The sequence below is a fragment of the Janthinobacterium sp. SUN137 genome (assembly GCF_030587265.1).
GTDB lineage: Bacteria > Pseudomonadota > Gammaproteobacteria > Burkholderiales > Burkholderiaceae_D > Janthinobacterium > Janthinobacterium kumbetense.
On sequence record NZ_JAPWHZ010000003.1, the window covers coordinates 194,908 to 207,641 of the forward strand.

At 61.6% G+C, this 12,734-nt stretch carries 13 protein-coding genes; 6 read left to right on the plus strand and 7 right to left on the minus strand.

Going from position 1 to position 12,734, the window contains the following annotated elements; translation table 11 throughout:
- The first annotated feature begins 112 nt into the window (after positions 1–112).
- The 5 genes from O3298_RS15790 to O3298_RS15810 all read left to right on the plus strand — a co-directional run bounded on the left by O3298_RS15790 (position 113) and on the right by O3298_RS15810 (position 5,271).
- Positions 113–964: a flagellin gene (locus O3298_RS15790; protein WP_099664377.1), complete on the plus strand. Its 852-nt coding sequence runs from the start codon at positions 113–115 to the stop codon at positions 962–964.
- 184 nt (positions 965–1,148) lie between these two features.
- A complete protein-coding gene (locus tag O3298_RS15795; protein ID WP_099664378.1) occupies positions 1,149–2,000 on the plus strand; it encodes a flagellin in 852 nt (283 codons plus the stop codon).
- 184 nt (positions 2,001–2,184) lie between these two features.
- Positions 2,185–3,063 carry a flagellin gene (locus O3298_RS15800; RefSeq protein WP_077403203.1) on the plus strand — a complete coding sequence of 293 codons (879 nt, stop codon included), beginning with the start codon at positions 2,185–2,187 and terminating at the stop codon, positions 3,061–3,063.
- 172 nt (positions 3,064–3,235) lie between these two features.
- Positions 3,236–4,114 carry a flagellin gene (locus tag O3298_RS15805; RefSeq protein ID WP_099664379.1) on the plus strand — a complete coding sequence of 293 codons (879 nt, stop codon included), beginning with the start codon at positions 3,236–3,238 and terminating at the stop codon, positions 4,112–4,114.
- 56 nt (positions 4,115–4,170) lie between these two features.
- The gene (locus O3298_RS15810) at positions 4,171–5,271 is read left to right on the plus strand and encodes a hypothetical protein (protein ID WP_305059959.1); all 1,101 of its coding nucleotides are present in this window, start codon (positions 4,171–4,173) and stop codon (positions 5,269–5,271) included.
- A gap of 68 nt (positions 5,272–5,339) precedes the next feature.
- Here the strand turns inward: O3298_RS15810 and O3298_RS15815 are convergent, their stop codons facing one another.
- The 7 genes from O3298_RS15815 to O3298_RS15845 all read right to left on the minus strand — a co-directional run bounded on the left by O3298_RS15815 (position 5,340) and on the right by O3298_RS15845 (position 11,798).
- Complete coding sequence (locus O3298_RS15815) at positions 5,340–7,427, minus strand: flagellar biosynthesis protein FlhA (RefSeq protein ID WP_099664380.1); 2,088 nt, start codon at positions 7,425–7,427, stop codon at positions 5,340–5,342.
- Positions 7,424–8,563 carry a flagellar biosynthesis protein FlhB gene (locus O3298_RS15820; protein WP_077403194.1) on the minus strand — a complete coding sequence of 380 codons (1,140 nt, stop codon included), beginning with the start codon at positions 8,561–8,563 and terminating at the stop codon, positions 7,424–7,426. Before O3298_RS15820 ends, O3298_RS15815 begins: the two co-directional genes overlap by 4 nt.
- 137 nt (positions 8,564–8,700) lie before the next feature.
- The gene (locus tag O3298_RS15825) at positions 8,701–9,498 is read right to left on the minus strand and encodes a flagellar biosynthetic protein FliR (protein ID WP_077403190.1); all 798 of its coding nucleotides are present in this window, start codon (positions 9,496–9,498) and stop codon (positions 8,701–8,703) included.
- A gap of 11 nt (positions 9,499–9,509) precedes the next feature.
- A complete protein-coding gene (locus O3298_RS15830; RefSeq protein ID WP_034757874.1) occupies positions 9,510–9,782 on the minus strand; it encodes a flagellar biosynthetic protein FliQ in 273 nt (90 codons plus the stop codon).
- A 3-nt stretch (positions 9,783–9,785) separates the two neighbouring features.
- Positions 9,786–10,556: a flagellar type III secretion system pore protein FliP gene (gene fliP, locus O3298_RS15835; protein ID WP_251349167.1), complete on the minus strand. Its 771-nt coding sequence runs from the start codon at positions 10,554–10,556 to the stop codon at positions 9,786–9,788.
- Entirely contained in the window at positions 10,553–10,918 is a 366-nt protein-coding gene (locus O3298_RS15840; protein ID WP_077403184.1) for a FliM/FliN family flagellar motor switch protein, read from the minus strand. The genes fliP and O3298_RS15840 overlap by 4 nt, the downstream gene beginning before the upstream one ends.
- Position 10,919: 1 nt before the next feature.
- Entirely contained in the window at positions 10,920–11,798 is an 879-nt protein-coding gene (locus O3298_RS15845; RefSeq protein ID WP_257218649.1) for a FliM/FliN family flagellar motor switch protein, read from the minus strand.
- Positions 11,799–12,349: 551 nt separating this feature from the next.
- On the opposite strand from O3298_RS15845, the gene O3298_RS15850 reads away from it, so the two are divergent.
- Positions 12,350–12,688: a flagellar hook-basal body complex protein FliE gene (locus O3298_RS15850; protein WP_034787870.1), complete on the plus strand. Its 339-nt coding sequence runs from the start codon at positions 12,350–12,352 to the stop codon at positions 12,686–12,688.
- Positions 12,689–12,734: the final 46 nt, after the last annotated feature.

Genomic DNA, 12,734 nt, shown 5'->3' on the forward strand with positions numbered 1-12,734 from the left:
ATAAAAAATATTTCCATGTAGCATTTAATACATAAGCGGAAATAGCCGCCTTGTGCTTGTGAGAGCAGAAAAATAGCGCGTCTCGCTGAATATATCCTACAGGAGCAATACAATGCTGAGCCTTCACACCAATAACGCATCGCTGTCCGCACAAAACTCGATCGCCAAGACCCAATCGCAACTGTCGACCTCGATGACCCGCCTGTCGACCGGCTACCGCATCAACTCGGCAATGGACGACGCTGCCGGCCTGCAGATCGCCACCCGCCTGAAAGCACAGACCAGCGGCATGACGGTCGCCATGAGCAACACGCAAAACAGCACCTCGATGCTGCAAACGGCTGAAGGCGCGTTCGGCGAAGTCACCAACATGCTGGTGCGCATGAAAGATCTGGCCACGCAAGCTGCCGATGCTTCGTCGAACACGGCCGACAAGGACGCCATGCAAGCCGAGTACGACGCACTGGGCCTGGAATTGTCCAACGTGATGAACAACACCACGTTCGGCGGCCAAGCTCTGCTGACCGGCGGCACCATCGCCAGCGCCATGACGTTCCAGATCGGCGCCGCGAAGTCGGAAACGATGACCATCAACCTGTCCACCTCGATGGGCAGCGTCGCCACCGCACTGGGTTCGGCCACCGCCAACTTCACCGGCACCGCCGGCGGCACCGAACTGAAAACCCTGGCCAACACGGCCATCGGCAGCCTGGTTTCGGCCATCGACAGCATCGGCGTGGTACGTTCGGCACTGGGCGCCGCCGCCAACCGCCTCGACCACGTCAACAGCAACCTGTCGAACATCTCGACCAACACCAAGGCCGCTACCGGCCGCATCATGGACGTTGACTTCGCCACCGAAAGCTCGAACATGACCTCGTCGCAAATGCTGCTGCAAGCCGGCACCGCGATGCTGAAACAAAGCAACAGCATGTCCTCGATGGTCATGTCCTTGCTGCAATAATCACCGGCGCCTCGCGCCACATGAAAGCCCCGGCAAGCGATTGCCGGGGCTTTTTTTCATGGCCGCGCGCCAGATAAAAAATTTCCATGTGGAATTTAATGAAAGACGCTCCCCTGTCGCCTTGTAGGGGTGAGGGCAAGAAATTACCTGCCGCTCGACGAATTCACTTACCAGGAGCAATACAATGCTGAGCCTTCACACCAACAACGCATCGCTGTCCGCACAAAACTCGATCGCCAAAACGCAATCGCAACTGTCGACCTCGATGACCCGCCTGTCGACCGGCTACCGCATCAACTCGGCAATGGACGACGCTGCCGGCCTGCAGATCGCTACCCGCCTGAAAGCACAGACCAGCGGCATGACGGTCGCCATGAGCAACACGCAAAACAGCACCTCGATGCTGCAAACGGCTGAAGGCGCGTTCGGTGAAGTCACCAACATGCTGGTGCGCATGAAAGACCTGGCCACGCAAGCTGCCGATGCTTCGTCGAACACGTCCGACAAGGACGCCATGCAAGCCGAATACGACGCATTGGGCCTGGAATTGTCCAACGTGATGAAAAACACCACGTTCGGCGGCCAAGCTCTGCTGACCGGCGGCACCATCGCCAGCGCCATGACGTTCCAGATCGGCGCCGCGAAGTCGGAAACGATGAGCATCAACCTGTCCACCTCGATGGGCAGCGTCACCGCCGCACTGGGTTCGGCCAGCGCCAACTTCGGCGCCGCCGGCCTGGGCACCGAACTGACCGCCAGCGCCAACGCCGCCATCGGCAGCCTGGTTTCGGCCATCGACAGCATCGGCGTGGTACGTTCGGCACTGGGCGCCGCCGCCAACCGCCTCGACCACGTCAACAGCAACCTGTCGAACATCTCGACCAACACCAAGGCCGCTACCGGCCGCATCATGGACGTTGACTTCGCCACCGAAAGCTCGAACATGACCTCGTCGCAAATGCTGCTGCAAGCCGGCACCGCGATGCTGAAACAAAGCAACAGCATGTCCTCGATGGTCATGTCCTTGCTGCAATAATCACCGGCGCCTCGCGCCACATGAAAGCCCCGGCAAGCGATTGCCGGGGCTTTTTTTCATGGTGGCGCGCCAGATAAAAAATTTCCATGTGGAATTTAATGAAAGACGCTCCCCTGTCGCCTTGTAGGGGTGAGGGCAAGAAATTACCTGCCGCTCGACGAATTCACTTACCAGGAGCAATACAATGCTGAGCCTTCACACCAACAACGCATCGCTGTCCGCACAGAACTCGATCGCCAAGACCCAATCGCAACTGTCGACCTCAATGACCCGCCTGTCGACCGGCTACCGCATCAACTCGGCAATGGACGACGCTGCCGGCCTGCAGATCGCTACCCGCCTGAAAGCACAGACCAGCGGCATGACGGTCGCCATGAGCAACACGCAAAACAGCACCTCGATGCTGCAAACGGCTGAAGGCGCGTTCGGTGAAGTCACCAACATGCTGGTGCGCATGAAAGATCTGGCCACGCAAGCTGCCGATGCTTCGTCGAACACGGCCGACAAGACCGCCATGCAAGCCGAATACGACGCACTGGGCCTGGAACTGTACAACGTGATGACCAATACCACGTTCGGCGGCCAGAATCTGCTGGGCGACGGCACGACCGGCAAGGGCACCCTGTCGGAAGCCAAGATGACCTTCCAGATCGGCGCCGCCAAGTCGGAAACCATGGACTTCACCGTGCAAGCAGGCATGGTCACGCTGGACGGCGCGCTGAAAGGCCTGTCCGCCAACAACTTCAAGGCAACCAGCGCCGGCGTCGGCACGGAACTGACCGGCACGGCAAACGCCACGATCGACCTGCTGAAAAATGCCATCGACAATGTCGGCACGATCCGCTCTTCCCTGGGCGCCGCAGCCAACCGCCTCGACCACGTCAACAGCAACCTGTCGAACATCGCCACCAACACCAAGGCCGCTACCGGCCGCATCATGGACGTTGACTTCGCCACCGAAAGCTCGAACATGACCTCGTCGCAAATGCTGCTGCAAGCCGGCACCGCGATGCTGAAACAAAGCAACAGCATGTCCTCGATGGTCATGTCCTTGCTGCAATAATCTTTGCCGGGCCGCTTGCGGCCAGCAACGCCAAGCCAGACTGCGGTCTGGCTTTTTTATGCGCGAAACATATTTATTTGACTATATTGCCTTTCGATTTAACAATGCGGACGGCGCAGTCGCCTATACAAGGTAGACCCGATTCACCCTCACCGCCCACCGGAGCCGCCTTGTGCTGAGCATTCACACCAATATCGCCGCAATGTACGCCCAAAGCGCCGCCGCCAGTGCGCAAAGCCGGCTGGCGACGTCGATGCAGCGCCTGTCCACCGGCTTTCGCATCAACTCGGCCATGGACGACGCCGCCGGCTTGCAGATCGCCACGCGCCTCAGCGCCCAGGTCAGCGGCATGACGGTGGCCATGCGCAACACGCAGAACAGCACCTCGATGCTGCAGACGGCCGAAGGCGCGTTTGGCGAAGTCACCGACATGCTGGTGCGCATGAAAGACCTGGCCACGCAGGCGGCCGACGCTTCGTCCAACCAGACCGACCGCGACGCCATGCAGTCCGAATACGATGCGCTGGGGCTCGAGCTGTACAACGTCATGACCAACACTTCCTACGGCGGCGGCTTGCTGCTGGGCAACGGCAGTGCCGGCAAGGGCACCCTGTCGGAGGCGATGACCTTCCAGATCGGCGCCAGCAGCAGCGAAACCATGCAGTTCGACGTGTCAGGCAAGATGGGCGGCCTGGACACCTTGCTGAAAGCCATTTCGGCCAACTTTGCCGCCAGCGGCACGGCCGGCAGCGAAATCGGCACGAATGGCAGCGCCAACAACATGATCGACCAGCTGGCGGCGGCGCTCGACCAGGTCGGCGGCGTGCGCTCGGCCCTGGGCGCGGCGGCCAACCGCCTCGACCACGTGCACAACAACCTGGCCAACATGGTCACCAATACCAAGGCCGCCATCGGCCGCATCATGGATGTCGATTACGCGGCGGAAAGCGCTAACATGGTGTCGGCACAAATGTTGCTGCAGGCGAGCACTGCGATGCTCAAGCAAAGCCAGAGCATGCAGAAAATGATACTGTCCCTGTTGCAGCCATGATGGCTGATGCCGCCTGATTCACCGGCTCTTATAGACTTTCATCTGGACACAGTGGCATGGCGATAGACCGCATTTCATCGGGCAACCCGGTTCCCCTGATTACCCAGCGCTTCGACGTCAGCCCCGCCACGCCGATGGTGCCGGGCGTGGTTCAGCCGCTGGTGCCCATCGGCCCCTACATGGCGCCCGCGCCCGACGCCGGCACCCTGCCCGCCCAGCTGCAACAGCAGGGACAGGACAGCCTGGCGTCCCTCATCAAGCCGAATGCCGACGGGGCGGGCGGCGCCATGCCGCGCGACAGCAGCGCCATGCAAGTCAATCAACTGTTCTTCACGCGCCAGCTGGTCTGGCAGCCGCCCGACGCCGCGCAGCTGGCCGCCTCGTGGCGCGTGATGGTCAAGACGTATGGCGAACAATATGCGGCCTTGCAGGAACAGGCGCGCGGCCAGCACGTGCCGGGCAACCTGTTCATGGCCGAGCAGCAACCAGCCCTGCTGCGCGAAGGCGCCCGCCCGCCGTTGACGGTCGACAGCGAAGCGTGGCGCTTCGCCGTGTATGGCTGGGGCGGCCAGCGCCTGCTGCTGCGCGTGCTGGCCAGCGACGAGGAAGACGATGCAACGCCCCGGCGGCGCGGCAAGGTGGCGCTGCGCGTGGAACTGATCATCATCGGCATCGGCCGGGTCGTGATCCAGATGGAACCGTCCGGCGACGGCGTGCTGCTGGAGCTGGCTGCCGACGAGGAAGCCGCATTGCGCCATTTGCGCCTGGCCTTGCCCGAGATCGCCGACGCCGTGCGGCGCGCCGGCCTGCGCGTCGTGCGCTGCCGCCTGAACCGCCAGCTGCACGCGCAGCGCGTGCACGGCAATTACCCGATGCAGGCGGGCGCCGCCTCGCTGTCGCTGGCCCTGTTCCGCGCCATGGCCGAAGTGGCGCTGCTGCTGACGCAGCCGGAAGCGGAAGCGGCGGCCGATCCCGATGCGCCCGCGGCCCCCGCGGACGCGGCCGAAGAGGAAACCATCATCGTTTCGAAGGAAGTGGCGGCGCCGCTCGGTTACGACTATGGCGACGAAGAAGAAACGGCGCATGGCCGCACCGTGCTGCTGCTGGCCGACGGCCAGGAGCACGACCTGCTGCCGCCCATCGACGAGCAGGATTGAAGCAACAGAATTGATACAGCATAAAAAAACGGCGCCCGCAGCGCCGTTTTTCTTTTCATGCCAGCGTTTTATCCCACCGTGCCGATGATGCTCACTTCGCGGTTTTCCGGGATTTCGTTGTACGACAGCACATGCAGGCCCGGCGCGAACAGGCGCGCATAGCGGGCCAGCAACGGACGGATCTGCGGCAGCACCAGCAACAGCGGCGGCGTGGCCTGCTGCTTCATCTGCTCGCGCGCCACCGGCATGTTCACTTGCAGCTGCGACAGCAGGTGCGGATCGATCGGATAATTATCCAGCGTAACCTTGCCCGCCTGGCGCGCCTGGTTCAGCGAACCGAGCAACATGTTTTCCAGCTCGCCGCCCAGGTTAAACGCCTGCATTTCCATCTTCTGGCCGAACAGGCCGCTGACGATCTGGCGCCGCAGCGCGCAACGCACCTCGGCCGCCAGCAGAATCGGGTCCTTGGTCGTTTCCGAACTGTCGAGCAAGGTGGTGGCGATGGGCACGATATCCTTCAGTGACACATTTTCCGCCAGCAAGACGCGGAACACGCGCAACAGCTGCGTGTGCGTGAGCGCCTTGTCCAGCGCGCCGGCGAGCTTGGGCGACAGGGCCGTCAGGCGTTCCATCATGTTCGAGACGTCTTCGTGGCGGAACAGTTCCGGCAAGTATTCGCGCACCATTTTCGACAAGTGCGTGGCGATCACGCTGGGCGCCTCGATGACCTGGTAGCCGAGACCCAGCGCATGCGCCTTCTCGCTTGGCTCGATCCACGTGACGGGCATGCCGTAGGCCGGCTCGATGCCGGGAATGCCGTCCAGCTGGCCATACACGTTCGGCGACGGGATCGCCATCAGGCGGTCGGCCTGCACTTCCGCCTGCGCCACCACGGTGCCCGACAGCACGATCGCGTATTGCGACGGCTTCAGGGCCAGGTCGTCGCGCACGCCGATATTCGGCAGCAGCAAGCCCATCGCTTCGGACAGACTCTGGCGCACGCCCTTGACGCGCTTGTTCAACGGTTCGCCTTGCGTTTTATCAACCATGCCGACCAGTTTATAGCCTAGCATCACCATCAGCGGCTGCACGGCAGGCAGTTGCTGCCACTCCAGCTCGGCCGGGCGCTCCTCGCGCAAGGCCGCCTCGATGGCCGCCATGCCGGCCGCGTCCGGCCCCTTCACGCGCTTGGTCAAACGCCAGGCCACGAAGGCCAGCACAGCGGCAAACGTCATGAACATGAACCACGGCATGCCCGGAATCAGGGCCAGCGCCACCATCATGCCGGCCGCGCTGAAGATCACCGTCGGCGACGTCAGCACCTGGCCTGCCACTTGCTGTTCGAAGTCGCCCGAATCGCTGATGCGGGTGACCAGGATGGCGGCCGCGGCCGACAGCAGCAGTGCCGGAATCTGCGCCACCAGGCCATCGCCGATGGTCAGCAGTGCGTACTGGCGGAAAGCGTCGCCGAACGACAGGTCGTGCATCAGCGAGCCGATGGCCACGCCGCCCACCATGTTGATGATCAAAATCAGGATACTGGCGACGGCATCGCCGCGCACGAACTTCGACGCGCCGTCCATGGCGCCGTAGAAATCCGCTTCGGCGGCCACGTCCTTGCGGCGGATCTGGGCTTTTTCCTGGTTGATCAGTCCGGCGTTCAGGTCGGCATCGATGGCCATCTGCTTGCCCGGCAAGGCATCGAGGGTAAAGCGCGCGGACACTTCCGAGATACGCTCGGCGCCCTTGGTGACGACGGCGAAGTTGATAATCATCAAGATCACGAAGACCACGATACCGACGACGAAGTTGCCGCCGATCACGACGTTACCAAACGCCTCGATCACCTTACCGGCCGCATCCGCGCCCGTGTGGCCGTGCAGCAGCACCACGCGCGTGGACGCCACGTTCAGGGTCAGCCTGAGCATGGTGGTGGCCAGGATCACCGTCGGGAAGACGGAGAAATCGAGCGGCCGCTTGGCCGACACGCTGACGAGGATGACGATCAGTGCCAGCACGATATTGAAAGTGAACAAGATATCGAGCAGCACCGGCGGCAGCGGCAGGATGATCATTGCCAGGATCACCAGCAGGAACAGCGGCGTGGCGAACTTGTGGCGGCGCATTTCGGCAACCAACCGGTTCAGGAAATTCATGAAGGTACTACCTCGCTCAAATGAGATGGCACGACCACCTCGGTGGGAAATGGGGGCTGGGCAGCGCGCTGCCCAGAACGGAATGCTTTCAGCTGCAGGATGTAGTTGAGCACCTGCGACACGGCCTGGTACAGCTGCACGGGAATCTGCTGCTGCACCTGGCTGGTGTTGTAGATGGCGCGCGCCAGCGGCGGCAACTCCAGCGTTTCAATATCGTGTTCCTTCGCCACTTGCCGGATATACAGCGCCATCTCGTCGACGCCCTTGGCAACGACAAACGGCGCCTCGGCGCGGTCCTGGTCATACTTCAATGCAACGGCGTAATGCTCGGGATTGACGATCACCACGTCGGCGTCGGGCACGGTCTTGCGCACGCTGCGCCGGCCGATCTGCTGCTGCAGCTGGCGGATGCGCTGGCGCACTTCGGGACGCCCTTCGCTGCTTTTATGCTCTTCCTTGACATCCTGCTTGCTCATGCGCTGGTTGCGGGCAAAGAAGAACGCCTGCGCCGGCACGTCGATGATGGCAAACAGGACAAAGACGGAAATGAGCGCCATCAAGCCGTCGAGCATCAGCGCCGAGCCGTCGAGCATGGCCTGCTGCAGGGGCCGGTGTTGCAAATCCACGTATTGCGTCAGGCTGGAGCGGCTCACATGCACGAGCACCATGCCCAGCACGGCGGCCTTGGCGATGGACAGGCCGAATTCAAAAGCATGCTTGGGCGCAAACAGACGGCCCAGGTTCTTGGCCGGGCTCAGACGCTCCATCTTCGGCATCCAGTTCTTCGTGCTGATGACCCAGCCGCCAGGGATCAAGGAGCCGAGCACGACGAACAGGGGCACGCAAAACAGCGGCACGATCATCTTGATCAGCAAGCCCACCGACGTCGTAAACGCCATCGACATGGCATTTTCCAGCGCGCCCTTGCTGTCGAGCGGCATGAAAGCCATGGCGAACAGCTCGCGAAAGCTCAGCAGATAGCTTGGCAGCAGGTAAATGAAGACCTTCATGCTGATCAGGATGCCCAGCGCCGTCGACAGGTCGCGCGAACGCACCACCTGCCCTTCCTGGCGCGACTTCTTCAGCTTTTGCTGTGACGCCTTTTCTGTCTTGTCGCCCGTGCTGCTATCCGCCATGGACCACACCTTTCCGCACGCGCCCTACAAGCGTAGCGAGCAAGTTCAATGCCGGGTTGAGTAGCGCAGCTGTACGGAGGTACAGCGAGCAACGGATGCCCGGAAGTGGACTGCGCAGCAGCTTGTTGGCACGTGCGCTATCCATGGGCTACCCGCATCTGTTCGGCGATCATTTCCAGCACGCGATTCGTCATGGCGATGTAGTGCTCGGGGATAAAGCGCACGATCTGCCCCAGCATCAGCAGGCCGAACACGGTGATCATGGAAAAACCCAGCGAAAACAGGTTCAGCGACGGCGCCACCCGGTTCAGGAAGCCAAAGCCCAGCTGCACCACCATGGTGGAAAAGACGATGGGCAAGGCCAGCAGCATGGCGGCGGCGAAAATCCATGCCACGTTATACGCCACCGTCTGCAGCAGCAGCGGTCCGTAGCCCTGCCCCACGGGCCAGGCCGTGAAACTGGCGCCGATCACGCCCGTCAGCACGAGGTGACCGTCGATGGCGAAAAACACGATCATGCACATGATGGTGAGCATCCCCGTGATCACGTCCGACGAGGTGCCATTGAGCGGGTCGTTCATCACGGCCATGGAAAAGCCCACCTGGCTCGACACCAGGTAACCGAGCACCGACATGACGGACATGGCGAAGTGGAAGGCCAGGCCGAGGACGAAGCCGATGATGGCCTGCTCCAGGGTGGCGACGGCGGCGTGCAGGGAAAACGGATCGATCTTCAGCAAGTCCTGCGAGATGCCCGACGCCTGCATCACGGGCAGCATCAGGATCGCCAGCACCAGCGACAGCAGCACCCGCACGGGGACGGGCACCATCGCGTCGCCGATCACGGGCGAGGCGCTGAGCATGGCCAGGATGCGGCAGAACGGCCACCACACGGCCAGCAGAAACGGCAGCACCTGATTGAAAATCTGATCCATGGCGCGCGGCGCTATCCGACCAGGGTGGCGGCGCGCTGAAAAATGGACACGCAATAATCCATCAGGTAACCGGCCATCCAGCGGCCGGCCAGGATCAGGGCCAGCAGGGTGACCAGCAGGCGCGGCAGGAAACTCATGGTCTGTTCATTGATCGAGGTGGCCGCCTGCACCAGCGCGACCAGCAAGCCCATGAGCAAACCGGGCACGACCAGGATCACCACCAGCAGCATCACGACGTGCAGCGCTTCGATGATCAGGTCGACGGCGACTTCAGGGGTAAACATGGATCAATAGCCCTGTATGCTGGTAACGAGCGTGTTGACGGTCAGGGTCCAGCCGTCGACGAGCACGAACAGCAGCAGCTTGAACGGCAGCGAAATCACCAGCGGCGAGAGCATCATCATGCCCATGGCCATCAGCACGGACGCCACCACCAGATCGATGATGAGGAACGGTATGAACAGCATGCAGCCGATCTGGAACGCCGTCTTGAGTTCGGACAACACAAATGCAGCCAGCTTGACCGTGAAACTGTGGTCTTGCGGGCGCATGGTCGACGGCTCGCCGGCCAGGTGCGCGATCTGCGCCAGCGCGGCCTTGCTCGTCTGCGCCAGCATGAAGCGCGAAATCGGCACTTCGGCGATCTTCAGGGCTTCCTGCATGCCGATCTGGTCGCGGTCGTACGGCACGAACGCTTCCTTCCACACCTGGTCGCCGATGGGGCGCATGACCAGCAGGGTGAGGATCAGCGCGATGCCCGTGACGATGCGGTTGGGCAAGCCCTGCTGCAGGCCCAGGGCCTGGCGCAGCAGGGACAGCACGATGACGAAGCGGGTAAAGCTGGTCATCATCATGACCATCACGGGCAGCAGCCCGAGCAGGGTCATGACGACGAGGATCTGCATCTTCACCGACAGGTCGGTCTTCGCGCCCGGCACCACGCCGGACAGCAGGTCCTGCGCGCCAGCGGCGTTGCAGCACAGCATCAGAACGGGAACAGCCAGCGCAGCAGCCAGCGCGCCGCGGCGCCGGCTCAAGCCGGGTACCGCCAGCTTCATGCTGTCATCAGGTCGAGATTGAGGCCGTCGAGGTCGATGACTTTCAGGCCATAGTTCTCGCCGGCCACCACCACTTCGGCACGGCCGATCGGCGTGCCGTTGACCTTGATCACCAGCGGTTCGCCGGCCAGCATGTCGAGTTCGATCACGCTTTCCGGGCCGATGGCCATCAATTCTTCCAGCGAAATGCGGGCCGAGCCCACTTCCAGGGTCAGGGTGACGGGAATCTTGCGCATCATCTGCGGAATGTCGCGCCGCGCGCGGCCGCTGGCCACGTCGGACACGTCGCCCTGGTCGATGATCATGTCATCGCCCAGGTCTTCCAGCAGGGTTTCGCTCTGGTTGGTATCGGTCATATTCATATTATTCGACATCTTCAAAGGAGGTTAAACAGAGCTTGCCCTTGTGTTCGGAAACAGCAGCTGTAAAGAGACGGGAGTCGTCGAGCATGACGTCGGTGCGGCTGAGGCTAACGGGAATCACGTCGCCCACGCGCAAGTCGAACAAGGCGCCCAGCTGCACCTGTTTGCTGACGAGCCGGCCTTCCAGGGTCACTTGCAGGCGCGACGCGAGCGGACGCACGCTGCCGCGCAAGGCTTTCTTCGCCTGCGCGCGCTCGGGCAGCAAGCCGCGCAGCACGTCGGCCATCAGGCGCTTGTCCAGCGAGAACCAGAACTGGCCGCTCTGCCCCGCCTCGACATCGCTGAGCGCCACCGTGACGATCCAGCTGCCGCGTGCCGGATGCACGCCCGACTGCGCGGCGACCTCGGCACTGGTGTCGATGTCGCTGCTTTTGCCCAGGGTTTGCAGGTTCTTGTGCACGCGGGAGAACAAACTGTTCACCAACTGTTGTCCAAGCACCACAGCGAGGCGCTCTTCCGTGGCCGTCACGCGCACCTGCGCCGGATCGGGCAGCGCGCCCTTGGCGCCGGCACTACCATAGCGATAGTTCAGCACGCTCAAGAGTATCTGCCGTTCGAGGGCAAAGCCCGTCTGGCTGGCCGGCGTGGAGAAACTCAGCCAGCGGTTCACGCTGTCCTCGTTTTCCACGCGCGACAAGGTCACGGCATCGATCTGGAAATTCCCCCAGTAGCGGCGACTCATCGGCTGGCGCAGGGCCACGGCCAGGTCGTCGCGCAGCTGGGCGCCGAATACATGCAGCAAATGGACAGGACGTCCAAGCAGACAGGAATCGAGGACTTGATGGCGCACAGTTTGATCTGTCTTGGTAAGGATTGTCATGTAGTGGTCATGTCGGTATTGCGGTGGCAGAACAAATTATACGGATCGCCCGAAATTAAATACAGCATCATCTTGACCTGGCGTACCGGTCTGCAAGCAAACGATTGCGCATCGTATCGCATGCTGGATGACTACGGTGCTGAACAATACATGAAAAAGCTAAATATTGCCATGTATCAATATTCCTTGAGGCAATCCTCTCTTTACTTTATAGTTGCCGCGAGGTAAGCTTATAGCGACAAAATATAGATTTGCAGTGCGCCATTCCGCTTACCTGATTCCGGTTTTTATGGCAGTTTCCAGTCCCGCTTATTGCCACCAGAAGAAACTTTTATCAGATAATTATTAGTTGTCATGGCCATGTGAATCACGTCGGCGCAGGTCTGCCGGGTTTGTTTGAATCTGCTTGAGCGGATGGTGTGGCAACTGATAAAACTGATGGGCCCTGTAAGCGGGCCGGGCAAGATGGCGCGGGATGTCATGCATGCCGGAATGGCAACACCAGTAATTTCTGATTGATACGTCACCGCATATTGAAAGTAGAGGGCACGATGAGCAACGAACTCGCAGGTCTGATCAAGGCCGATCTGGCAGCACTGAGCAATGACGCGCGCGCCCTGGGCGCCAGCATCGCTCCCGCCGCCCAGTTCGGCGCGCCGGAACAATCCGGCTTCTCCTTTGCGCAAAGCATGAAAGACGCCATCGGCAAGGTCAACGGCGATGACCGCATGGCAGCGCAGAAAATGAGCGACGTCGACAGCGGCAAGAGCGACGACATGGTCGGCGCCATGCTGGCCAGCCAGGAAGCGAGCCTGTCCTTCTCCATGTTGATGCAAGTGCGCAACAAGGTCATGGGCGCCGTCGACGAACTCATCAAACTGCCTCTGTAATCTTCACGTCCTGATCCACGCCCAGCCTCCCAGCGAAAGTTACCCC